Genomic DNA, 22,392 nt, shown 5'->3' with positions numbered 1-22,392 from the left:
GCGAGCAAGGAGCACGATGACCACCGTTTCCACACCCCAAGTCGCCGGAGCGGCCCTGTTGCTGCAGGACTTCTCGCTGGAGATGACGGGCAAGGACACGCCGAAACTGCAGGCCGCGGCGGAGTCGATCCCAGCGGGCACCCGCATCAACGTGACCTACCTCGGCAACGAGGACCTGCCGTTGCGGCTTGCCGCGGCACGCTCGGTCCAGCAACTCGGGCTCGTCCCCGTTCCTCACGTCTCGGCCCGCCGACTGGAGTCCCAAGCACAGCTCGAAGAGTTCCTCGCAGCCCTGCGGGACTCCGGCACCCAACAGAGCGTCTTCGTCGTCGGGGGTGACCCCACACAGCCGCACGGCCCCTACACGGACTCTTTCGATGTCATCCGCTCCGGGCTGCTGCAGAAGTACGGGGTCGGACAGGTCGGCTTGAGCGGCTACCCGGAGGGACATCCGCAGATCCCGCAGGCGGAGCTGTGGGCGGCGCTTGAGCAAAAGGCGGCCCTGCTGGTGGCGGAGGGCCTGGCGGGCGACGTCATCACCCAGTTCGGGTTCGACGCCGCGCCGGTGCTGACCTGGATCGGGCAACTGCGTGAACGCGGCATCGACCTGCCGGTCCGAGTGGGCGTTCCCGGTCCCGCCGGGGTCAGGAGGCTGCTTTCCTACGCGGCGCGCTTCGGTGTCGGCACGAGTACGTCCATCGCCCGCAAATACGGCCTGTCCCTGACCAACCTGATGGGAACGGCCGGCCCCGACCGATTTATCCACACGCTCGCCGAGGGGTACGACGCCGCCGCCCACGGCGAGGTGAAGCTGCACTTCTACACCTTCGGCGGACTGGGTGCCACCTCCACCTGGATCGATGACTTCCGCACTAAGGAGGGCCTGAAGTGACCATCGCACAGCAGGCGCCGGCCCGCGCGCCACAGCACCCCGCCTCCGCCCATCACGCCTCGCTGATCGTGCAGGGCACCGACCGGGTGGGCATCGTCGGCGCCGTCGGCACCCTGCTCAGCCGCCGTGGCGCCAACATCCTCTCGCTCGACCAGCACTCCGTTCCGGAGACCGGCGCGTTCTTCCAGCGCACCCTGTTCACGCTAGACGGCCTCCAGGCAGCCCTGCCGGACATACGTCAGGAGCTCCGGGACGAGCTGGGCAAGGACTTCGAACTCGACTTCACGCTGCGCGACATGTCAGTACCCAAACGCGTTGCGATCTTCGCGTCCAAGTCCGACCACTGCCTCCTCGACCTGCTGTGGAGGCACCGGCGCGGTGAACTCCCGGTCAGCATTTCCATGGTGGTCTCCAACCATCCCGACACCGCGGAGGAGGTCCGCACCTTCGGGATTCCCTTCTTCCATGTCCCCTCCATGGGCCCGGACAAGTCGGCGGCCGAGGCCGAGCACCTGCGGCTGCTGAAGGACAACGTCGACTTCGTCGTCCTCGCCCGCTACATGCAGATCCTCTCCGGCGAGTTCATCCAGCAGGTCGGCGTGCCCATCATCAACATCCACCACTCCTTCCTTCCCGCCTTCATCGGCGCCGGCCCCTACAACAAGGCCAAGGAACGTGGGGTGAAACTTATCGGCGCGACCGCCCACTATGTGACCGAGGACCTCGACGAGGGCCCGATCATCGAGCAGGACGTGGTGCGGGTCACGCATGCCGACACCGCTACCGACCTCAGGCGCCGTGGCGCCGACGTCGAGCGCGCGGTCCTCTCCCGCGCCGTGCTCTGGCATGCCGAGGACCGTGTCATCCGCCATGGCAAGCACACGATTGTCTTCGCATGAGCGGACCCACGGAATGGCGCTCGGGGCCGCCGTCATGACCGCCCTCATCGACGGGAAACGGGCTGCCCGCGCCATCCGGGAGCAGGTGACGCTGGAGGTCGCCCACTCGGCACGCGTTCACCGGCGGGTGCCAGGCCTTGCGACCGTCCTGGTCGGCGATGACCCGGCGAGCGCCGTATACGTGGCCGCCAAGCGGCGCGCAATCCGTGAGGCCGGCATGCGCGACGTGCACCGTGCCCTTCCGGAGCACGCCGGGCCCGCCGAAGTCGCCGCCGTCATCGACGAACTCGCCGACGACCCTGAGGTATCCGGGATCCTGCTCCAACTGCCGCTGCCCAAGGGCCTGGACGCCGCTGCACTGATCGACCGCATCCCGGTCGGCAAGGATGTCGACGGACTGACCACCACCAGCGCCGGACTGCTGGCCAGGGGAGCGGACGGCCTACGCCCATGTACCCCGGCCGGGGTGCTGCGCCTCCTGGACATCTCACAGGTCGAACTGCGCGGCGCCCACGCCGTCGTGGTGGGTCACTCCGAACTGGTCGGACGCCCCATGGCCCGGATGCTCCTGCAACGGGACGCCACCGTCACGGTCGCCCACAAACACACAGCGGACCTGCCCGCCGTCACCCGGCCGGCCGACATCCTCGTAGTAGCCACCGGCGTGTGCGGCCTCATCGGCGCCGAGCACGTCAAACCGGGCGCTGTGGTCGTGGACGTCGGCATCCACCGCACGCCGAACGGCCTGCGAGGTGACGTCCGCACCCGCGAACTGAGAGGAATCGCCGGATTGCTCACCCCCGTCCCCGGCGGGGTCGGTCCGATGACCATCGCCATGCTGCTGGCCAACACCGTGCTGGCATTCGAGCAGGAGCAGCTGTGCCGCTGATGTCGGACGTCGCAGATAGCGTGCCCACGCCGTCAGTAGCAAAGGAAGCGACTCCCCGCCGCGCCGCGTGCGTCGTCATGGGCATCCTCAACGTGACCCCGGACTCGTTCTCCGACGGCGGCCTCCACGCTGACACCACACGCGCGGTTAAACACGGCTTCACTCTCGCTGCGGACGGCGCCGACATTGTCGACGTCGGCGGCGAATCCACCCGCCCCGGAGCCCGCCCCGTTCCGCCCGGCGAGGAACTTACCCGCGTCCTACCGGTCGTGCGTGAACTCGCCGCAGGCGGAGTCCGCGTCAGCATCGACACCATGCACGCGCAGGTCGCCCAAGCCGCCCTGGAAGCCGGGGCCTTTATGGTCAACGACGTCAGCGGCGGCCTCGCCGATCCGCGCATGGCCAACATCGTCGCGGATGCCGGAGTGCCCTACGTCCTCATGCACTGGCGCGCACCCAGCCACCGGATGCAACGCCATGCCGACTACCAGGACGTCGTGCAGGACGTGCACAGGGAGCTGCGGCTCCGCATCCAGGAACTGACCAGCCGAGGCGTGCGCGAGGAGCAGATCGTGCTCGACCCTGGTCTGGGATTCGCCAAACGCCCCGAACACGACTGGGCGCTTTTGGCCCGCCTTTCGTCCTTCAACGCGCTCGGCTTTCCCGTCCTGGTCGGAGCGTCCAGGAAATCCTTCCTCACCACCTTGTACGACCCCGCCTGCCAAGTTCCCGCCGCGGAGCGGGACGCCGCCACCACCGCAGTGTCCGCGCTCGCCGCCACCGCGGGCGTCTGGGGAATCAGGGTGCACAACGTGCCGGCCAACCGGGACGCCGTACGGGTCGCGGCCGCCTGGCACGCCGGTGATCGTGAGGCCGACCGCGCGGACACCGCGCAGCCGGACCCAGCTCAGGCCCGGTAGGCGTTCATCTCCTTGGCCAGTTCCGCGGCCGCCGCCTTCAGCTGCGCGGCGATACGCGACTCCCACTCGGCATCGGCCGACACCTCCGGACAGACCAGGCCGAGACCAGCAAACATGCCCGGCTCCGGCAGACTGACCGCGACACCCAGGGACAGGACACCGGGTTCGCTCTCCCCGCGGTTGACTGCGTAGCCAGCCTCACGCGCCGTGCGCATCTGATCGAGGAGCTCCTCGACACTCGAGATGGACTTCTCGGTCAGAGCCTGCGGAGGTGCGTCCCGGTACAGCTGGCGCAGCTGGTCGTCACTCAAAGTCGACAGCATCGCCTTGCCCACGCCGGTGACGTGGGCCGGCAGCGTGTCGCCGGTGCGCAGCGCGGCCCTGATGGTGCGGCGGCTCTCCACCCCGTCGACGTAGAGAATGTCGCGGCCGCGGGGGAGGGCGAGATGAGCGGTCATCTCCGTAGCGGCGGCCAGCTCGGTGAGGACCGGCCTGGCCAGGACCCGGATGTCGAGGGCACGCACGGCGGACAGCCCGACATCGACCAGAGCGGGCCCCGGCCTGAACGCCCGGGAGGCGGAGTCCTGGCGCACGAAGTCGTAATAGGTGAGCATCGCCATGAGGCGGTGCGCGCTCGATCGGGCGATGCCCAGTTCCGCGGCCACATCGGCCAGGTTGAGCCGGTTGCGTTCGCTGAGCAGCAGCAGGATGCGCAGTGTGTTGTCCACCGAGGCGATCGGGTAGGCAGGCGTCGCACGGTCGCTCAGCGGCGGCATCTCGCCGAGGCGGTCGGGTGGGGTTTCCATGCGGCCAGCTTCCCATGCCGGCTGTCGGCGCCGCGCCTGCCTCATCGGATCTCGCGGGCGGTCGAAGGCCACGACGTCAGGACCATAAGCTCGTCATGCCGAGTCCTCCTCCGAGGAAGCGCCGCCCCGGACACCACGTCAGCGTGGGCCCGGTGACGGCGTCTCGGCCCGGCCGATGGAGACAGCACCACATGACCGATCACACCCAGACGCTCTCGCTGATTTTGAGCTTGATCAGGAGCGGGGTGGCCGTGACCCGGCCCGATCTGAGCCGTCGTACGGGGCTGGGCCGCACGATCATCACCCAGCGGGTGGACCAGGCGATCCGGGACGGCCTCGTGGCCGAGGGGGAGCCCGCGCCTTCGACGGGAGGCCGGCCCTCCCGCGTGCTGCGGATCGCGCCGGGTCGCGCTGTCGTCCTCGGTGTGGTCCTCGGCGCCACCCACCTGCACGCGGCCGTCACGGATCTCGACGGCACCGTCCTGGCCGACCGCCGGATGGACTGGAACATCGACGCAGGCCCCGAGGCGTCCCTGGCCACCCTCCAGGACGTGTCCGCGCAGGTGCTCACCCCGGAACGCGGGGACTGTCTGTGGGGGGTCTGCGTGGGCGTGCCGGGGCCGGTGGACTTCGCCAGGGGGACGGTCGTACAGCCGCCGATCATGCCGGGTTGGCACGGCTTCCCTCTGCGGAACCGGCTGGAGGCGCACTACCAGGTGCCGGCCTGGGTCGACAACGACGCCAACCTGATGGCGCTGGGAGCGTGGAGCAGGAGACGCACATCGGCCGGGGACAATGTCCTGCTGGTCAAGGCCAGCACCGGGATCGGCCTGGGACTGATCTCCAGAGGGCGGCTGCACCGGGGAGCACGAGGTGCCGCCGGCGATCTCGGGCACACCATCGTCGCCGACGAGTCCCGCACCAAGTGCCGCTGCGGAAAATTCGGTTGCCTGGAGGCGTTCTCGGGAGGCTGGGCCCTGGCCCGGGACGCGCGTGCCGCGGGGCTGACGGGACGCAGCAGCTTCCTGGCCGAACGGCTAGAGCGGTCCGCGACACCTCTGACGGTCTTCGATGTGCTGGACGGCTGTGCGGCCGAGGACCCGGCGTGCCTTGAACTCGTGGCTCGGGCCGGTGAGCTCGTCGGCGCCCAACTGGCGACTCTCGTCAGCGTCTTCAACCCCTCGACGGTCTATCTGGCCGGTCTGCTGGCGCAAGCCGGACCAGCGTTTCGCGACCCGCTCGCCGATGCCGTGGTCAGACGGTCCCTCCCGTTGGCCACCGACGAACTCGTCATCGCCGAAGTCGGCCTCGACCGTCGTGAAGGCGTCATCGGCGCGGCCACCCTGGCCGTCGACGAACTGCTGCGGCCCGACATGCTCGGACAGTGGCTGCCGCAGGGCACGCCCCGTGGAGTCCGTGCGCGCAACGACGAGTTCACCGAGTCCTCCCCTCTCGATGTCCCTTCGCCTGTTGAGGTGCGGGGGAGGGGATAGCACGCGGCCACGGGCGCTGTTCGGCCCGGCCCGCGGTGGAGAGAGGGACATCGACCCTGGCGGTGGCATGACCTTGCCCGGCTGGGAGTCGACCGCAGGCGGCGCGGCCCGGAGGCGGAACGAGCGCGCTGAACCACGTCCACGTCCACGTTCCGCTTGCTCTTCGCGACGCGCCCGGGGACAGGTACTGCCTGCGGTCGCTACGAGCGTGGCGGAACAGGCTCGGTCTCTCGTACGGCGCCGACCGGTGCGTCCGAGTCGGCCGAGACAGCTCCGACATCGAGCAGTGCGCGCCGGACGGGGACGACGGCCAGCAGACTGGCCGCGGACACTCCGCCGATCAGCACCGCGACCGCACTCGCCGTGCCGAAGCGGGCGTAGAGAGACGCCGACAGGAGCGGCACGATCCCGCCGCCGACGATGGAGCCGATCTGGTAGCACAGCGACGCCCCGCTGTAGCGGACAGCCGCCGGGAACATCAAGGTGAGCATGGCCGGCTGGGAGCCGTTGATGAGAGAGTTGGCGAGGGCCATCAGTAAGAGACCCATGAAGACGAGGGGCACCACCGCGGTGTTCACCAGAAGGAACATCGGTCCCACGGCGAGGACGGCCAGTCCGGTCCCGGCCATGAACATCCGCTTCCTGCCCATACGGTCGCTCGCGTGGCCAGCGACGAGCATCATGGCAATCCACGGCACGCTGAGCGCGACGGAGATCCACAGCATGGTGCCGGAATCCATGTCCAGCTGACGGGTTCCGTAACTGATCATGTACACGGACAGGAAGGTGCCGAGCGTGGGACCGGCCAGGGACAGCAGGCTTCCCGAGAGGACCTGCAAGGGCGAGCGGCGAAAGACCTCCACCAGGGGGATTCGTGCGATGTCCTGGTTCTGGCGGGCGTGCTGGAACTCGTCCGTCTCCGCGATCGACATCCGCACGAGCAGGCCGACCGCGATGAGTACCGCGCTGAACAGGAACGGCAGACGCCAGGCCCAGGACTCCAGCGCGGAGGTGGAGAAGAACTGCGTCATGAGCAGGAACGCCAGTTGGGAGAGCAGGATGCCGGTGGGTATGCCGATCTGAGGGAAAGAGCCATACAGCGCGCGCCGGTTCGGTGGTGCGTGCTCGACCGCCATGAGCGCGGCGCCGCCCCACTCCCCGCCCACGCCGACGCCCTGCACCAGCCGGAGCAGGACCAACAGGATCGGTGCCCACACCCCGATCGTCGCGTAGGTCGGCAGCAACCCGATGGCCGTCGTCGCCACCCCCATGACAAGCAAGGAGATCACTAGCATGGACTTGCGTCCGAGGCGGTCACCGAAGTGACCGGCCACGAGGGCCCCGAGCGGCCGTGCTACGAACCCGACGGCGAAGGCGGCGAGTGAGGCGAGGGTGCCGCCGGTGTCAGAGAACTCCGGGAAGAACTGCTTGCTGAACACCAGCGCAGCCGCGAGCCCGTAGATGTTGAAGTCGTACCACTCGATCACGCTGCCGATATAGCTGGCCAACGCGATGCGGCCCGGACCAGGGCGTGACGCCATAGGGCACTCCTCCTTGAGTGGCTAGCGCGACTCGTCCTGTATAGCAGTCGGATGTTCTGTAGAACAGACGCCCTGTATGGATTCGTTGCGGGCGGAGTCGACCCTGGACGCCGTGCCGCGGTCTGCAAGTCCAAGGTGGAAGAGCTCCGGCCTAAGCGGAAGCGCATGGCGAGCAATGCTGGATCGCGGAGGTCGCGCTGGGTTGTTCAGGCCGCGGGCGGCCGGGCGCAAGCCGGGCGGCCGGGGCGCGAACCGGTGCTGCGCTGTGCGGTTGGACAGAGCGGGCCATCCTCCGTTGCGTGGAGTGCGACACGCGTTCAACTCTCCGGGAGCGAGAATTGCGACCTCATCGGTCCTTCGGTACCTCTGCGAATGACCAGTCGGTCGAGCGTGGCGGCGCTGACGGACCCTATGGGGCCGGCAGCGCCCGGCGTGTCAGCAGCTGCTCTTGTAGACCCAGTCGGCGTTCGCCGAGTCGTCGACGTTGTCCTTGGTCAGCAGCTTCTGGGGGATACCAATCTTGTCGGAGGACGCGGGTACGGTGCCGCTCTTGCCCTGGCGGAGGTAATCCACGACGACCTTGAGCTGCTGCTCGCCGATCCGCACCGGCGACTGTGCGATCAGAGCGGTGATGGTGCCGTCCTTGAGCGCCTGCACCTCGGTCGGGATCGCGTCCAGGGCTATCACCGTGACCTTTCCGGCCTTGCCGGCCTGCTTGACGGCGGCAGCGGTTGCCTGGCCGTCGGGGCCGTCCGCGGCGACGATCACCTTGAGGTCAGGGTGGGAGATCAACAGCGAGGAGACGGCCGAATTCGCCTTGGCGTTGTCGAAGCTGGTGTACTGAGTGGGCAGGGACTTGAGGTCAGGGTTCGCCTTCTTGATCGCGCTGACGACCGGGTCCAGACGCGACTCCACCGGTACGAGTCCGGCGATGCCGTTGATGACCGCCATCGAGCCGGAGCCGGTCGGTACGAGCTTGGACAGCTCGGACAGGAAGGCCAAATTCTCGGTGTCGGTACCCACGACCTTGTACTGAGTAGCGGGTTTGGCGGAGTTGATCGTCACGACGGGTACGCCGCTGCTCATCAGAGTCTTGTACTGACTTGTGAACTGGTTCGGGTTGCTCGGGTTGACGATCATTCCGTTGGGCTTCGCCAGCTGGGCCGAGGAGAAGTTCTGTGAGTACGTAGAGGTGTCACCGTTTGCGGAGGTGTACTCCTTGTAGGTCACGCCGAGCTTGGCGGCCTCGCGCTTGGACCCGCAGCCCAGCGTCATCCAGAACGGGTCGCTCGTCAGCCCGTACACGGCCGCGACCGAGAGCTTCTTGTTCGCACTGGTGGACTTGGAGGACGAGGTGCCGCTCGATGCGTGACCGCAGGCGCCGGTCGTGAGGACCAGCGCGGCAAGCGAGAGGCCGACAAGTGACCTGTGCATGATTCTTCTCATTCTTTTCGCTCCTCGGAGGACAAACGGGTAGTGGGACATGTGCCGAGAGGGCAGGTGTTGCTTCTGTGGGGCCGGGGCGACGGCTGCCCGGCAGCATCCGGATTTCACAGCTGGTTCTGGCGTCGGCAGCCGACGCCAGCGAAGCCGCGGGCCTCGGCGGGCGGAGTCTGTGCGCGGCTCGGCCGCAGAGGACAGCAGAGAGGCTCAGGACGTCCGCCGGGCACATGAGAGCGAGTCAGGCGCGTTCGCGTCGCAGGTAGGTGAAGCGGTCCAGGCCGACGGCCAGAATCAGGACCGTGCCGACTGTAATGAGCTGGTAGTAAGAGGACACGCCCGCGATGACCAGGCCGCCCTGCAGGATGACCGCGAGACCGATGCCCCAGACGGCGCCCAGCACGGAGACTTTGCCGCCCTCCAGCAGAGTCCCCCGATGACGGCTGCTGTGACCGCGTTGAGTGCGTCGTTGGAGTGGCCATTGAGACTGGTGCTGATGAAGTGCGACAGGTCGATGAAGCCGGCTGCCCCGGCGAGCAGACCGGCGAAGACGGCGAGTCTGAGCAGGTGCCCTGGAACACGGATCCCGGCTCGCTCGGCCGCGCTGCGTGAGGATCCGATTGCCAGGGTGCGGGAGCCGAAGCGTGTGAACCGGAGACAGACGAACACGGCGGCGGTGAAAGCGATCGCCACGATGGCGGGAACCGGGATGACACCGACGGTCAGCAGCCCGAAGTTCGACTGGATCTGTGGGGGCAGCCCCCCAAGTCCGCGCCGTCGCTGATCACATAGGCGAAACCTGTGCCGATACCGAGCGTGCCGAGCGTCGCGATGAGGGCGTTGATCCTCAGGTAGGCCACGAGTATGCCGTTGACGACTCCGAAGATCATTCCGGTGACCAGACACCCGGCGACGCCGACGACAACTACGGTTCCGAGGTTCCGGTAAGTGCCGTCCTGGGCTAGGTCGGCCACGGAGACCATCAGCTTGGCACCGACCACCGACGAAAGGACGAGGTTGGCTCCGAGCGACAGGTCGAAGATGCCGGCGCCGAGCAACATCGCCAACCCGACTGCCAGCAGGAGGGCCTCCGTTGCCGACAGCAGCAGCGACTGGATGTTGGCTTCCGAGGCGAACAGGCCACCGGATTGAAGCGTGAAAGCCACGAAGAGCACGATGTCCAGGGCGAGGATCGCGGCGGCTCGGGTGCTCAGTGCACGAAGCCACAGGGGCTTGACGGAGACAGCCCGGGTGTCCACAGAGGGCGGGGCGCCGTTGGGCAGAGCCTGGGCGTTGATGCTCATGCGGCACTCTCTTCCTGGCCGTAGCCGACCATCGTTGCCACCACTTCGGGAACCGTGAGATCACCGGCAGGCGCATCCAGAGCGGTGCGTCCGCGGCAGAGGATGACCACTCGATCGGCGACGGCGAGGACTCGGGGAAGGTCGTGGGAGACGACCACGACGCCCAGCCCCCGACCAGCTACGGTCCGTATGAGGTCGCAGACGAGTTCGGACTGCCGGGCGCCGAGCGCCGCAGTCGGCTCGTCCATCAGTACCGCCGTGCTCGAACGCATGACAGCGCGGGCCACCGCGACTGCCTGCCGCTGTCCGCCCGACAGATCACGGACGGGAACGGTCAGCGAAGGAAGGTTGATGGACAGCTCCCGCAACGCTGCGTCGGTCCGCTCGGTCATCTCCCGCCGGTCCAAAAACCCTATTCGTCCGAGGGGACCTCGCCGGAGCAGTTCATGTCCGACGAACATGTTGTCCACCACGCTGAGGTCGGGCGCAAGCGACAGGTCCTGGTGAACGGTGTCGACACCCAGAGCTTGCGCGTCACGGACCGAGGTCATCGAGACCGGCTGACCGTCGACGATCAGCCGCCCGTGGTCGGGCTGATAGATGCCTTGGAGGATCCGGAGAAAGGTTGACTTCCCGGCTCCGTTGTCGCCGAACAGGGCCACGATCTGGCCACGATCCGCACGGATCGACGCGTCGCGCAGCGCCTCCACATGGCCGAACCTCTTGCCGACATGTTCCGCCGCTATGGCCACGCTCGCAGCCATGCCGGTTGACGCATCCCCCGGGGCCTGCGGATACGGCGCGTCCTTGCCGGGTTTGGTCTCATCGACACCAGGGGGATCGGCGGCTCGCCTGCGTGCTGCACTCACCGGATGCTCCTTGGAAGTACTGGGGAGAGAAAAAGTGGTGATGCCGTCGATTTCGGCGTTTTCTCTGCAAGATCCGGACACGGGTTCATGTCGGCGACCACATACTTTGGCGAGCGGTAAGCAAAAGTCAATGCTTTTTGCCGACAATCCTGCTGACAATGTTGGTGCGCGGCTGAGTCCCAGAGATCATCCGCCGAGGTGGGAGCAGCCCCCCGAGCGTCTCTGATGACGGCGTCCTACCTGTTCAGATACCTCGCCCGGACCCCAGACCGAACGCGAAACCAGCCCGCCAGACAGGCCCCCACCGATCCGGCACTGTTACGTCGACCAGACGTCTCGATTTCGACCGAGCTCCAGAGAACCGCTCCCGCCCGGCCGGAACGGCGCCATGCCGAGACGCTTACGTAGCCTTGCCGTGATCGGTTAGCGTTTGGCGACCCGCCAGTGCGACCAGAAGCCCATCCAGTAAGTCGGCGCCCCGGCAAGAGCCTCAGCGACCTTCCAGCGTCGCTCGCCACTGTCCGGGTCGGCCTTGCCCGCGTTCGTTCCGCGCTGCGAAACGGAGCGAGGGGTACTCATGATCCGAGTGCCGGCCACGGCCTGGCCCGGAGCCTTGCCCGCAGTCATCGACCGAAGGAGACAGAGTGTCGAGCGAACAGGCCGAGAGCCTGGCCGCAGTCCTGAGAGCCATTCGTTCCGGCGCGGCTGTGACCCAGCCCGGTTTGGTCCGTCATCTCGGGTTGGGACGGGGTGTCGTCACCGCCAGAATGGCAGAGCTGGAGCAGGCCGGACTGGTCGCCACAGCAGGCGTCGCTCCCTCCACGGGAGGGCGCCAGCCACGCCGACTCCGCCTGCGGTCCGAGGCCGGGCTGATCGTCGGAGTGGACATCGGCGCGACCGTCCTCAAGATCGGCTTGGCCGATCTTTCCGGTCACATCCTCGACCGGGTAGTGGAACCCATGGATGTCGCCACCGGACCGGACGCCGTCCTCGGACGATGCGAGACACTTATCGACGCCCTGCTGGCCTCCAGGCCTGCCGACCAGGCTGTCTGGGGTGTGGGGGTGGGCGTTCCCGGCCCCGTCCAGTTCAGTACGGGACTGACTGTCGCACCACCGATCATGCCCGGGTGGGACGGCTATTCGATCCGTGAACGGTTCGCGCCGAGGTGGTCCGCGCCGACCTGGGTGGACAACGACGTGAACCTGATGGCACTCGGGGAGCTACGCGCTAACCCCGCCGCCGCCGAGGTCCGGAATCTGCTCTACGTCAAGATCGGTACCGGAATCGGGGCAGGTCTGGTCTCCGGCGGTCGGCTGCACCGGGGCAGCGAGGGCTGCGCCGGCGACATCGGTCACATCACCGTCACCGAAAGTGAGGACGCTGTGTGTCGCTGTGGCAACACCGGCTGCCTGGAGGCTCTTGCCGGCGGTGCGGCACTGGCCGCTCAGGGACAACGTCTCGCCGAAGCCGGCGGCGGCGAACTCACGCGGATACTCGCGGAGCGAAGCCGCATCACGGCCGCCGACATCGCGACAGCCGCCGAGTTCGGCGACATGGCCGCCAGGGCACTCCTCCTGAAAGCCGGGAAGCTCATCGGGAGCACTCTGGCCACCCTCGTGAGTTTCTACAATCCGGGTTGGGTAGCACTGGGAGGGAACGTCATCAGCACCGGCGACATGATCCTCACTCAGATTCAACAGACCGTTCGCTCCCGTTCCCTTCCCCTCGCCACCCGCCGACTGCGCATCGAACGCTCGTCGCTCGGTACGGAGGCCGGACTGTCGGGAGCGGTCCATCTCGTCGCCGACGAACTCTTCGAACCCCGGTGCCTCGCGTCATGGGTTCCGCACTCCACGCCTGCCGGCCGCCCAGAACTGGCATCTTCCACAGATCTCGACGTCGCCGCCTGAATCATCGACTGCTCAGCACCGGCGAGGTCGTCGGTCGCTCCCACAGGGGAGTCCCCCCACGACCGCCTCCGCGTCGCCCACCGCTGGTCCCCGGTCGGAGCGCCACCTGATTACTCGCCTACGGCGCTGACAAACCGCTGGCCATCGGCGCTGTTCGCTTTGGGTACCGTCGTGATGCTGCTCGGCGCGGTCGCCCTACGCGATCGAGACCGTCCGCTGACCGCGGAAATCCCAACGTCCCAGAAGGTTTTCGATGACCCAGCAGATCTGCGTCACCACGTCCCGGGGACCTGTCCTCGGGACGTGGCGCGGCGCAACAGCACGCTTCCTCGGGATTCCGTACGCGAAGCCGCCGGTCGGCGAACTCCGCTTCGCCGCTCCCGTCCCGCCGGAGTCGTGGACCGAGCCAGTGGACGCCGCCCTGTACGGTCCGACCGCCCAGCGCCGCCCGTTCCTGGTGGATGGGCCGACGACAGTCCCCGAGCCGACCATCCCTGGTGCCGACGTTCTGAACCTGAATGTCTTCACCCCCGACCCGTCACCTGACGCTGGGTTGCCGGTACTGGTGTGGATCCATGGCGGCGGCTACATCGCCGGGTGCTCTGCCAGCCCCTGGTACGACGGCTCAGCCTTCTGCCGGGACGGCGTCATCCTGGTATCGCTGGGCTACCGTCTCGGCATCGAGGGACATCTCCACCTTGAGGACGCACCGGACAACCGCGCCGTTCTGGACTGGATAGCCGCGCTGACATGGGTCCGCGACAACATCACCGCCTTCGGCGGCGACCCTGGCAAGGTCACCGTCGCCGGGCAGTCGGCGGGCGGCGGGGCGGTGCAGACCCTCATGGCCACCCCCACGGCACGCGGTCTGTTCCGCGCGGCGATCTCCATGTCCGGAGTAGTGAGGGAGGATGAGAGCCGCGCCAATGCTCTCGCCGTCTCCCAGCGGTTCACCCACCGCACCGGCCTCCCCGCGACGGTCGCCGCACTACGTGACCTCACCAACGACGAGTTGCTGGCCCTCCAGGACAAACTCAACGCCCCCGAACCCGGCCAGGATGCCACTCCCGGCCTGACCCTCGCCCCGTTCGCCGACGGCACACTGGTCCCGCTCCCCGTGCTCGAAGCGTTCGCCGGCGGAACGGCCGCACCGGTGCCTCTGCTCCTCGGCTTCACCCACCACGAGTTCAACCACGCAGTCCAGCCTGACGCCCCGGCGGAAGCTGTACCCCTGACGCTCGCGGGCCTCGGGCTCTCACCGCAAGCCACCGCCTCGTACCTGGCCGTGCACGAGGGCGACACCCCGGCACAGATCATGGGTCAGGCCCTCACCGATGCACTTTTCCGGGGCCCCGCGCTCGCCATCGCCGAGGCCCGTGCAGGCCACGAACTGCCCACCTGGCTCTACCAGTTTGACTGGGCCTCCCGGCACCCCCGGCACTCTGGCCACGCTTTCCACTGCCTGGAGCTCCCCTTCGTCTTCGACCTGCTGGACGCCGAGCGCGCCCCGGACGCCACCGGCCCCAACCCCCCTCAGCATCTTGCCGACGCCATACACGGCTCCTGGGTCTCCTTCATACGGGACCTCGCCCCAGGATCGTTCTGGCCCTGCTACGACCGCTCCCGCCGACGCACGATGATCTTCGACACCACGGCTCGGGTCCTGGACGATCCTCTGCGCCATGAACGGGAGATCTGGGACACGCGAAGCCGTGGGCCGGCCACCGAGAGCTCGCCGACCGGCCCGACCACACGTGGGTCGTTCGTTCTGGCTCGTGGCCGCCGTGTCGGCGACCGGCTCATCGAGGGTGACGGCCCCCGATGAATGCCGACGCAGGCAGTACTCGGCTTTGTCGGCATGCCGACCCCAGAGACCGAGCCATGAACCGCGCGCCGGTTCCACGAGTGCTCTCAGCGGTCGTGCGACGAATCCGATGGCGCACCCGGCGGGCGAGGCGAGCGTGCCATAGCGAAAACCTCCGTGTGCGCGCCGGGGCAGACCCTCCTGACCAACGGGCAACGAGCGGCTCCAGCGTGTGGCTTTGGTCCGCCACAGGTTTGCACACGGACTGGGAACGGACGGCGCCACGATGCCGACACCGGGCGGCCTGCGCCGCTGGGCAGAAAGGAGGGTGTCGGTATGCGACGCCGGGCCGTCAGGCGAACTGCTTCGTGCCCGCGTCTACTTCCACCCAGCCGCCGTCGCGCGCCGAATTGACGACCGCCTGAGCGATGTGTGCTGCGCGCAGTCCGTCGGCGAAGGTCGGCAACCCCGGGACCTGCTCCCCGCCGACCGCGGCGTAGACGTCTGCGACGAAGTCGGCGAAGCACTCGTGGTAGCCCTGCGGATGTCCTGCGGGTAGGACAGCGGAGCGGCCGGTGGGCGCCCCGGGACGGGAGGGATCCCGTATCAGCACCTGGTGGCTGTCGCGGCCGCCGATCCACAGGGACTCCGGGGTCTCCTGGCGGAAGGCGTAGCTGGCGTCGGGGCCGTCGAAGGAGAACGACAGCGCGTTCTTGTAGCCGGCGGACGCCTGGCTGACCACGACCGAACCGACGGCTCCGGCATCGGTCTCGAGGGCGACCACCGCCCCGTCCTCGGTGGAGACCGGCCGCAACGTGCCGTCCTCGGTCGGTCGGCTGGGAACCGCGCGCGCGAACACGGCGTTCACCCGGGTGATGCGCTGGCCCGTGACGAACTCGGCCAGGTCGCACCAGTGGACCCCGATGTCCCCGAACGCGCGCGTGGTACCGCCGTCGGCCGGATCGACGCGCCAGTTGGTGGTCTGCGCGTCGGCGAGCCAGTCCTGCAGGTAACTGCCGTGGATGAGCCACGGCGGCCGATGTCCCGGATCCGTGATGCGGGCACGCGCCTCCCGGACGGAGGCGTAGTACCGGTACACGAACGGCACCGCGGTGATCAGGCCCCGCTCGGCTGCCATAGCCGTGAGTTCCTGCGCGGTCGCGGCGTCGGTCGCAAGGGGCTTCTCGCACACGACCGGCACGCCGGCGGCGAGTGCGGCGAGGCTGAACTCGGCGTGCGTAGCGTTGGGGGTGCAGACGTGCACCACATCCACCCCGAACCGCAGAACGTCCTCGATCGAATCGAAACCGCGCCCGACGCCGAACCGCGCTGCGGCCTGCCGGCCTTTGGCGGGAGTCGACCCCACGATGCCCACCACCTCGCCGCCCGCCGCGATCGCGGACCGCGTATGGACGGCCCCCATGAAACCGGTGCCGATGACAGCGACGCGGAGGTGGCCCATGGCCCGCCTCACCTTCTGCCCCGCAGGGCTAATGCATGGAATGATCGAAATTTCGGCGTCAAGGGGGAGATGTGGCCGATACTTTTGCTCAGATTAAGCTAAAGTCGTTCGAGTGCCAAGGTGCGCACCGAGGAGGCTGCACATGACCCAGGACCCGCGACCGGCCCGTCAGCCGGTGACCCTGTTCACCGGCCAGTGGGCCGACCTGCCGTTCGAAGAGGTGGCCCGACTGGCCAGCCGGTGGGGCTACGACGGTCTCGAGATCGCCGCCTCCGGCGATCACCTCGACCTCGCCCGGGCCGAAGTCGACCCGGACTACATCAAGAGCCGCCTGGAGATCCTGGACCGGTACAGCCTGAAGGTCTGGGCGATCTCCCACCATCTCGGCGGACAGGCAGTGTGCGACGACCCGATCGACTTCCGGCACCAGGCGATCCTGCGCCCACAGGTCTGGGGCGACGGTGACGCAGAGGGCGTGCGGCAGCGGGCGGCCGAAGACATGAAGCGGGCAGCGCGTGTGGCTCGCCGACTGGGCGCCGACACTGTGGTGGGGTTCACCGGGTCGAAGATCTGGAAGTACGTGGCAATGTTCCCGCCCGTACCGCAGGCGGTGATCGACGACGGCTACGAGGACTTCGCGCGCCGCTGGAATCCGATCCTGGACGTCTTCGACGCGGAAGGCGTGCGCTTCGCGCACGAGGTGCACCCCTCCGAGATCGCCTACGACTACTGGACCAGCGTGCGCACCCTGGAAGCGATCGGCCGCCGCTCGGCGTTCGGCTTCAACTGGGACCCCTCCCACATGATGTGGCAGAACATCGACTCCGTCGGCTTCATCACGGACTTCGCCGACCGCATCTACCACGTCGACTGCAAGGACACCCGTCTGCGCCCGCCCAACGGGCGGGCCGGGGTCCTCGGCTCCCACCTAGCCTGGGGTGATCCTCGGCGCGGCTGGGACTTCGTCTCCACCGGCCACGGGGACGTCCCCTGGGAGGACGCCTTCCGCGCCTTGGCCGCCATCGGCTACCAGGGGCCGATCTCCGTCGAGTGGGAGGACGCCGGCATGGACCGGCTGTACGGGGCGGCCGAAGCCGTCGGCAGGATCCGCGACGTGCTGTGGCCGCTGCCTGAGGCGGCCTTCGACTCGGCCTTCAGTAACCAGTGACGGGGCTCGCGGGAGCCGTTCAGCCGCGCTGTGTGCCGGCGCGGGCACGGGGGCCGCGACGTATGGTCGTGCGGTGGATCAGAGCGAAGAGGGCAGTGGGGCGGCCCCCGGCCGCGCGTCCAAGACGTCTTCGGGCGTCCGGCAGGGCAACACGAGGCGGGTCCTGGAGGCACTGCGCCTGCACGGCCCCTCATCCCAGGCCGCCCTGGCGCGCTGGACACAACTGTCAGCGGCGACGGTCAACAGCATCGTCAAGACCCTGCGCCAGCAGGGCGTTGCCGAGATCCGCCCCCTCAACGGCCGCGAGTCCCTGGTCGCCCTCGTCGCCGGCCGGGGCGCCATCGTCGCCGTACAGGTGAACGTCACCTCCCTGCGAGCCGCACTCTTCGACTTCACCGCCCAAGTGCGGTACGACGCCGAGCTCACGTTCGGACAGGGCGCCGAAGAGGGCGGCGGGGACGCAGGGCTGGTCGCCGACACTGTGCGTTCGCTGACCACGCAGGCAGGTCTGCACATGGAGGACCTCGCCGGTGTGGCGGTGGGCATGCAGGCCCCCTCGCACGGGCCACCGGAGCCGTCACCTCCTGGGCGCGCCTCCAACTGCCCGCATGGCGCGACGTCGTGGTGACCCAGACCCTGCACGAAGCGCTCGGCGTGCCCGTGCACGCTGAGAACGACGCCAATCTCGCCGCGCTGGCCGAATGGACCTGGGGAGCGGGCCGGGGCGCCGCGGACTTCTTGTACGTGATGTGCTCCGCGGGCATCGGCGGCGGCCTCGTCATCGACGGCCGTATCTACCGCGGCGGTGACGGCCTGGCGGGCGAGATCGGACACCTGGTCCTGCAGCCGGACGGCCCTGTCTGCTTCTGCGGCAGTCGTGGATGCCTGACCACCTTCGTCTCGGAGCGCTCGATCCTGCTCGCTCTCGCGGCGTCGGGAAACACTCTCACCTCCCTGCGCCAGGTCATCGACCGCGCACGTCACGGTGACCCGGCCTGCCGTCGTGTGCTGTTCGAAGCAGGCCGCCACCTGGGGCGTGCCTTCGCCAACACGGCCAAGCTCATGGCTCCCAGCGTGGTCGCCATAGGGGGAGTCCTGCGCGAGGCGGGCCCGCTGCTCTTCGACAGTCTCGTGTCCTCCGTCGAAGTGCAGAGTCTCAAATCCGTCTCCCCCTCGATCCGGTTCGTGCCGGCCGCTCTGGGGGAGGACGCGGTCCTGTTCGGCGGCATGGCCATGGTGTTCACCGAGACGGGCCAGGGGGCCAGTGCCCTGCCGTCATGGGCACGCCCTCATCAAACCGTTCGAGTTCCGAATGGTTGAGAGCGAATTCGTTGACAATCTGAACTCTGTTCATACGATGGCTGAAGTAGAGGGTGGCTCGGAGTGCTTCATGTGCCTCGCCGCCAGCCTGAACGGGACATTTATCTGTATGACGTGGGCCGCCGCGAGCCGAACATTCTTGTAGCGGCGGCTGCACGCCCAAGCCGCAGGGGCATTGGACCCCGGGCGTGACAGCACCCCTACGAGCGATGATCGCTGGCAATCGCCTGGCATTGCCCTTGTGTTGTCCTGCCCGGGATCAGAATGTTCAGAACTCGAATGATTCTGAGGACCTCAATGATGAGTAGCCAACCGACGAACGTGAGCCAGACCATGCCGGCAACCGATCCCGCAGACGTCTTTGCGCAGGCTCCGGGCAGCGGCGACACGAAGCTGTTCGTGCAGCTCGTCGTCATGATGCTGCTGGAGTTCGCCGTCTTCGGCTCCTGGTTCGCCACCGTCGGCCTGGTCCTCGCGACCCACGGGCTGGCCACCATCATCGGCACCGCCTTCACGTTGGCCGCCGTCGCAGCGATCGTCTCGCCTATGGTCCTGGGCGCGGTGGCCGACCGCTTCCTGTCCTCACAGAAGGCACTCGGTCTTGCTCACCTGCTGGGCGGAGCGGTCATGCTGTTCCTGCCAGCCGTGGTCAGCGCCGGCGCGGACGGCCTGGTCCTTTGCCTGGTCTTCCTCTACATGCTGTTCTTCCAGCCCACGCTCGGCCTGGCCAACGCCATCGCCTTCCGTCACCTGGGCGCGAACCAGAAGCGGTTCCCCTACATCCGGGTCTTCGGAACCGTGGGCTGGGTGGTGGCCGGATTTACCGTCGGATGGATCGGCCTGTCGTCCTCGGTCAACCTCTTCTACTTCACGGCAGCCGTGAGCTTCGCCCTCGGCCTGTACTCGTTCACGCTGCCCAACACCCCGCCGCCCGCCAAGGGAGCCCGCTTTACACTCGGCGACCTCGTCGGGTCCAAGGCGTTCCGGCTGCTGCGCGACCGCAACTACGCCGTCCTCATGGTCTGCGCCCTGCTCACCTCCATCTCCCTCGGCGTGTACAACACCTACGCCTCCCCCTATCTCGGCGCGCTGGGCTTCTCCAACGTCGCAGGCACCCTCGCGCTCGGCCAGGCGGCCGAGGTCGCCTTCATCGTCACCGTCCCCTTCGTCCTCAAGCACATCGGAATGAAGTGGGCGCTGTTCGCCGGCATGTGCATGTGGGCCGTGCGCTTCACACTCTTCATCCAGGCAGCTCATTCGGGCCACGGGATCGCGATCACCGCCATTGTGCTCCAGGGCATCTGCAACGACTTCTTCCTGGTCCTCGCGGCTATGTACGTCGGCCAGGTGGCGCCTGTCGAACTGACGGCCCAGGCCCAGGGCATGCTCATCCTCGTCGTGTCCGGCTTCGGACAGTGCATCGGCTCCTACGCCTCCGGCCGTATCTACGACGCGACGGTGGCTGTCCACACCCACAGCGCCCCGGGCGACTGGAGCGCCGTGTGGTCGCTGCCCATCGGCTCGGCCTTCTTGGCCGCCCTGATCTGGGTCCTGCTGTTCAGGCAGCCGCGCAAGCAGGAGGCCACCCCGCTCAACGCGTAGGACGTGCGGAAGTACCGGTCGGGCGTCGGACAGATGAGCGGAAAGGCGAGGTGACAGCCATGCGGCACGCAGCCGACGTCTCGGCACCCAAACCTCCCCGGACGACTCCCCGCCCAGGAGTGGCCACCCCGCACACCCCCCAGGGGCTGGTCTTCGGTGCCTGGGAACGCAGCCAGCGGCTCGGTCTGCGTGAGGTACGAGGTCCGACGGCGTAAGGCCGCCGTCACTGATCCGGGCAACCGGAGCCGCCCCGACGGGCGAAGACCAAGCCTCACAGCAGAGAAGAGTTGAAGGACCGTGAACGCAAATCGTGACCACCGCGACGATATGGCCATCGCTGCATCTCAGGGCGGGTGCTGACCATGGAGTCTCTCGACAAGCGCTATGACGCCCTGGTCATCGGCTCCGGCGCGGCCGGCAGCATCGCCGTCAAGGAACTGACGGAGCGGGGCCTTGAGGTACTGCTTCTGGAGGCCGGACGCGACATCAGCGAGGCGGACTTCACGCCCCCGCCCGAGACGGCGCCCCAGGCGATGAGTATCGGCCTCGGCGGCCGGCTCCGCGCTGGCCTGAAGGGACAGTACGTCCAGGCCCGCCGGGCCATGTTCAAGGAACAGACCAGCCCGTTCCTGGTCAACGACTGGAAGCACCCGTACGCGTCCGACGGCGAGTTCCTCTGGATCCGCGGCCGCCAGCTCGGCGGACGCCTGCACGCCTACGGGCGCGTGCTGCTGCGGTCCTCCGACCACGAATTCAAGGCCGCCTCGCGTGACGGACATGGCGAGGACTGGCCCATCTCCTACGCCGACCTCGCCCCGTACTACGACCAGGTCGAGGAGTTCCTGGGCCTCTACGGGACCAGCGACGGCCTGCCCAACCTCCCGGACGGCAAGTACCGCGGGCCGTCACTGCTGACCGCGGCCGAGAAGCAGTTCAAGGCCACGGTCGAGGGCCGGTGGCCGGACCGTCATGTGACACCGTGGCGCTATGCGGCCCCCAACCTGCACCGCGTCCCCCTCGGGATCGTCGCGGCACGCAAGACAGGGCGGCTGACCACCCGTACCGATGCGATCGTGCAGAAGATCACCGTCAATGCGAAGACCGGCCTCGCGGACGGCGCGATCTTCATCGACCAGAACACGAAGAACCGGCACCGCGTATACGCGGACGTCGTCGTGTCGTGCGCGTCGGCCATCGAGTCGGTCCGGCTGCTGCTCAACTCCGCCAGTGACACGCACCCGGACGGGCTGGCCAACTCATCCGGTCTCCTCGGGCACTACTTCATGGACCAGACCCCGAGCTTGCTGTTCGGCGACGATCCGCACCACCCCGGATCCGAATCGACGGACCAAGCCCCAGCCGACCCGTACTACCCGCCCATCGGGGGCGTCTACATCCCACACTTCGACAACGTCGACCGCACCACCTCGACGGACTTCGCCCGCGGCTGGTCGGTGCAAGGGACCATCGGCCGGATGCCCGTTCCGGAAGGCGCCGGCGGCGTCGTGGGACTCATGGGGTTCGGCGAGATGCTGCCCTACTACGACAACCGCATCACCGTGCACCCCCGGCGCACCGACGCATGGGGCATTCCCATCCCACGCATCCACCTCGCGATCACCGACAACGAGCGCGCCCTGATGCGCGCTCAGGTCCGCGGCCTGCGTGAGATGGCCGAGGCAAGCGGCTACCGCGTCAACTTCGCGGCCTCGGCACTCGGCCTGGACTCGCGGAAGATCTGGCCCGACGCAGACCCGGTCAGTCGGGCGATCTTCCGCCTCGGGATCAAGCGGAGCCTGGCCATGGGCGCGGCGATCCACGAGTGCGGCGGCGCCCGGATGGGCAACGACCCCGCCAAGTCGGTCCTCAACGAGCACAACCAGGCGTGGGACGTCCCCAACCTCTTCGTCACGGACGCCAGTGCCTACGTGTCGAACGGCGGAGTCGGCCCGACCCTGACGATCATGGCACTCACCGCACGTGCCTGCGACTACATCGCCCGTCAGTACGCGGACGGATCGCTTCACCAGCGCTCTGGCCGAGACAGCTAGGACACGAAGACCGGTTCGC

The 22,392-nt window shown here is 68.0% G+C and carries 19 protein-coding genes and 1 pseudogene; 12 read left to right on the top strand and 8 right to left on the bottom strand.

Features of this window, described 5'->3' with window-relative positions; genetic code table 11:
- The first annotated feature begins 16 nt into the window (after positions 1-16).
- From ACQEWB_RS49925 to folP, 4 genes are read left to right on the top strand one after another with little or no spacing between them, the layout of a single operon-like run.
- Complete coding sequence (locus tag ACQEWB_RS49925) at positions 17-892, top strand: methylenetetrahydrofolate reductase (protein ID WP_432844451.1); 876 nt, start codon at positions 17-19, stop codon at positions 890-892.
- The gene (gene purU, locus ACQEWB_RS49920; protein ID WP_432844450.1) at positions 889-1,791 is read left to right on the top strand and encodes a formyltetrahydrofolate deformylase; all 903 of its coding nucleotides are present in this window, start codon (positions 889-891) and stop codon (positions 1,789-1,791) included. The genes ACQEWB_RS49925 and purU overlap by 4 nt, the downstream gene beginning before the upstream one ends.
- A gap of 13 nt (positions 1,792-1,804) precedes the next feature.
- Entirely contained in the window at positions 1,805-2,680 is an 876-nt protein-coding gene (locus ACQEWB_RS49915) for a bifunctional 5,10-methylenetetrahydrofolate dehydrogenase/5,10-methenyltetrahydrofolate cyclohydrolase (RefSeq protein WP_432844449.1), read from the top strand.
- Positions 2,680-3,600, top strand: a complete 921-nt coding sequence (folP, locus tag ACQEWB_RS49910) for a dihydropteroate synthase (RefSeq protein WP_432844448.1) — start codon at positions 2,680-2,682, stop codon at positions 3,598-3,600. Before ACQEWB_RS49915 ends, folP begins: the two co-directional genes overlap by 1 nt.
- Here folP and ACQEWB_RS49905 read toward each other — a convergent pair.
- The gene (locus tag ACQEWB_RS49905; protein WP_432844447.1) at positions 3,588-4,406 is read right to left on the bottom strand and encodes an IclR family transcriptional regulator; all 819 of its coding nucleotides are present in this window, start codon (positions 4,404-4,406) and stop codon (positions 3,588-3,590) included. The two genes, folP and ACQEWB_RS49905, sit on opposite strands and share 13 nt — an antisense overlap.
- A gap of 191 nt (positions 4,407-4,597) precedes the next feature.
- Between ACQEWB_RS49905 and ACQEWB_RS49900 the strand changes: the two genes are divergently transcribed.
- The gene (locus ACQEWB_RS49900; RefSeq protein WP_432844446.1) at positions 4,598-5,899 is read left to right on the top strand and encodes an ROK family protein; all 1,302 of its coding nucleotides are present in this window, start codon (positions 4,598-4,600) and stop codon (positions 5,897-5,899) included.
- Positions 5,900-6,099: 200 nt separating this feature from the next.
- Here ACQEWB_RS49900 and ACQEWB_RS49895 read toward each other — a convergent pair whose 3' ends face one another.
- The 6 genes and pseudogenes from ACQEWB_RS49895 to ACQEWB_RS49870 all read right to left on the bottom strand — a co-directional run bounded on the left by ACQEWB_RS49895 (position 6,100) and on the right by ACQEWB_RS49870 (position 11,053).
- On the bottom strand, positions 6,100-7,440 hold the full coding sequence (locus tag ACQEWB_RS49895) for an MFS transporter (RefSeq protein ID WP_432844445.1): 1,341 nt from the start codon (positions 7,438-7,440) through the stop codon (positions 6,100-6,102).
- A gap of 435 nt (positions 7,441-7,875) precedes the next feature.
- Positions 7,876-8,874: a sugar ABC transporter substrate-binding protein gene (locus ACQEWB_RS49890; protein ID WP_432844444.1), complete on the bottom strand. Its 999-nt coding sequence runs from the start codon at positions 8,872-8,874 to the stop codon at positions 7,876-7,878.
- 247 nt (positions 8,875-9,121) lie between these two features.
- Positions 9,122-9,283 (bottom strand): hypothetical protein, encoded by a 162-nt coding sequence (locus tag ACQEWB_RS49885; protein ID WP_432844585.1) that lies wholly within the window; start codon positions 9,281-9,283, stop codon positions 9,122-9,124.
- A 35-nt stretch (positions 9,284-9,318) separates the two neighbouring features.
- Positions 9,319-9,591, bottom strand: a pseudogene (locus ACQEWB_RS49880) (ABC transporter permease subunit); the annotation flags it as partial.
- Positions 9,592-9,602: 11 nt separating this feature from the next.
- Entirely contained in the window at positions 9,603-10,184 is a 582-nt protein-coding gene (locus ACQEWB_RS49875; RefSeq protein WP_432844443.1) for an ABC transporter permease, read from the bottom strand.
- On the bottom strand, positions 10,181-11,053 hold the full coding sequence (locus ACQEWB_RS49870; protein ID WP_432844442.1) for an ATP-binding cassette domain-containing protein: 873 nt from the start codon (positions 11,051-11,053) through the stop codon (positions 10,181-10,183). The genes ACQEWB_RS49875 and ACQEWB_RS49870 overlap by 4 nt, the downstream gene beginning before the upstream one ends.
- 644 nt (positions 11,054-11,697) lie before the next feature.
- Here ACQEWB_RS49870 and ACQEWB_RS49865 point away from each other — a divergent pair.
- Positions 11,698-12,966, top strand: coding sequence for an ROK family transcriptional regulator (locus ACQEWB_RS49865; RefSeq protein ID WP_432844441.1), 1,269 nt, complete (start codon positions 11,698-11,700; stop codon positions 12,964-12,966).
- A 253-nt stretch (positions 12,967-13,219) separates the two neighbouring features.
- Entirely contained in the window at positions 13,220-14,791 is a 1,572-nt protein-coding gene (locus ACQEWB_RS49860; protein WP_432844440.1) for a carboxylesterase/lipase family protein, read from the top strand.
- Between the two features lie 331 nt (positions 14,792-15,122).
- Here the strand turns inward: ACQEWB_RS49860 and ACQEWB_RS49855 are convergent, their stop codons facing one another.
- Positions 15,123-16,232 carry a Gfo/Idh/MocA family protein gene (locus ACQEWB_RS49855; protein ID WP_432844439.1) on the bottom strand — a complete coding sequence of 370 codons (1,110 nt, stop codon included), beginning with the start codon at positions 16,230-16,232 and terminating at the stop codon, positions 15,123-15,125.
- Positions 16,233-16,374: 142 nt separating this feature from the next.
- On the opposite strand from ACQEWB_RS49855, the gene ACQEWB_RS49850 reads away from it, so the two are divergent.
- From ACQEWB_RS49850 to ACQEWB_RS49830, 5 genes are all read left to right on the top strand, one after another.
- A complete protein-coding gene (locus ACQEWB_RS49850; protein WP_432844438.1) occupies positions 16,375-17,400 on the top strand; it encodes a sugar phosphate isomerase/epimerase family protein in 1,026 nt (341 codons plus the stop codon).
- Positions 17,401-17,473: 73 nt separating this feature from the next.
- Positions 17,474-18,028 carry a winged helix-turn-helix transcriptional regulator gene (locus tag ACQEWB_RS49845; RefSeq protein ID WP_432844437.1) on the top strand — a complete coding sequence of 185 codons (555 nt, stop codon included), beginning with the start codon at positions 17,474-17,476 and terminating at the stop codon, positions 18,026-18,028.
- Positions 18,001-18,720: an ROK family protein gene (locus ACQEWB_RS49840; RefSeq protein WP_432844577.1), complete on the top strand. Its 720-nt coding sequence runs from the start codon at positions 18,001-18,003 to the stop codon at positions 18,718-18,720. The genes ACQEWB_RS49845 and ACQEWB_RS49840 overlap by 28 nt, the downstream gene beginning before the upstream one ends.
- A gap of 333 nt (positions 18,721-19,053) precedes the next feature.
- Positions 19,054-20,322 carry an MFS transporter gene (locus ACQEWB_RS49835; RefSeq protein WP_432844436.1) on the top strand — a complete coding sequence of 423 codons (1,269 nt, stop codon included), beginning with the start codon at positions 19,054-19,056 and terminating at the stop codon, positions 20,320-20,322.
- A 362-nt stretch (positions 20,323-20,684) separates the two neighbouring features.
- The gene (locus ACQEWB_RS49830) at positions 20,685-22,373 is read left to right on the top strand and encodes a GMC oxidoreductase (RefSeq protein WP_432844435.1); all 1,689 of its coding nucleotides are present in this window, start codon (positions 20,685-20,687) and stop codon (positions 22,371-22,373) included.
- Positions 22,374-22,392 lie beyond the last annotated feature (19 nt).

Source organism: Streptomyces sp. CA-249302 (genome assembly GCF_050936785.1).
Taxonomy (GTDB): domain Bacteria; phylum Actinomycetota; class Actinomycetes; order Streptomycetales; family Streptomycetaceae; genus Streptomyces.
Note: the sequence above shows the minus strand (reverse complement) of the source record. Positions and strands in the feature narration are given on the sequence as shown.

What these genes read in the sequence shown, in the direction of transcription:
- ACQEWB_RS49915 (WP_432844449.1), top strand. Translation starts at nt 1,805, where the DNA reads ATGGCGCTCGGGGCCGCCGTCATGACCGCCCTCATCGACGGGAAACGG.
- ACQEWB_RS49855 (WP_432844439.1), bottom strand. Translation starts at nt 16,232, where the DNA reads ATGGGCCACCTCCGCGTCGCTGTCATCGGCACCGGTTTCATGGGGGCC.
- ACQEWB_RS49905 (WP_432844447.1), bottom strand. Translation starts at nt 4,406, where the DNA reads ATGGAAACCCCACCCGACCGCCTCGGCGAGATGCCGCCGCTGAGCGAC.
- ACQEWB_RS49875 (WP_432844443.1), bottom strand. Translation starts at nt 10,184, where the DNA reads ATGAGCATCAACGCCCAGGCTCTGCCCAACGGCGCCCCGCCCTCTGTG.
- ACQEWB_RS49925 (WP_432844451.1), top strand. Translation starts at nt 17, where the DNA reads ATGACCACCGTTTCCACACCCCAAGTCGCCGGAGCGGCCCTGTTGCTG.
- ACQEWB_RS49860 (WP_432844440.1), top strand. Translation starts at nt 13,220, where the DNA reads ATGACCCAGCAGATCTGCGTCACCACGTCCCGGGGACCTGTCCTCGGG.
- ACQEWB_RS49830 (WP_432844435.1), top strand. Translation starts at nt 20,685, where the DNA reads ATGGAGTCTCTCGACAAGCGCTATGACGCCCTGGTCATCGGCTCCGGC.
- folP (WP_432844448.1), top strand. Translation starts at nt 2,680, where the DNA reads ATGTCGGACGTCGCAGATAGCGTGCCCACGCCGTCAGTAGCAAAGGAA.
- ACQEWB_RS49900 (WP_432844446.1), top strand. Translation starts at nt 4,598, where the DNA reads ATGACCGATCACACCCAGACGCTCTCGCTGATTTTGAGCTTGATCAGG.
- ACQEWB_RS49850 (WP_432844438.1), top strand. Translation starts at nt 16,375, where the DNA reads ATGACCCAGGACCCGCGACCGGCCCGTCAGCCGGTGACCCTGTTCACC.
- ACQEWB_RS49895 (WP_432844445.1), bottom strand. Translation starts at nt 7,440, where the DNA reads ATGGCGTCACGCCCTGGTCCGGGCCGCATCGCGTTGGCCAGCTATATC.
- ACQEWB_RS49890 (WP_432844444.1), bottom strand. Translation starts at nt 8,874, where the DNA reads ATGCACAGGTCACTTGTCGGCCTCTCGCTTGCCGCGCTGGTCCTCACG.
- ACQEWB_RS49835 (WP_432844436.1), top strand. Translation starts at nt 19,054, where the DNA reads ATGCCGGCAACCGATCCCGCAGACGTCTTTGCGCAGGCTCCGGGCAGC.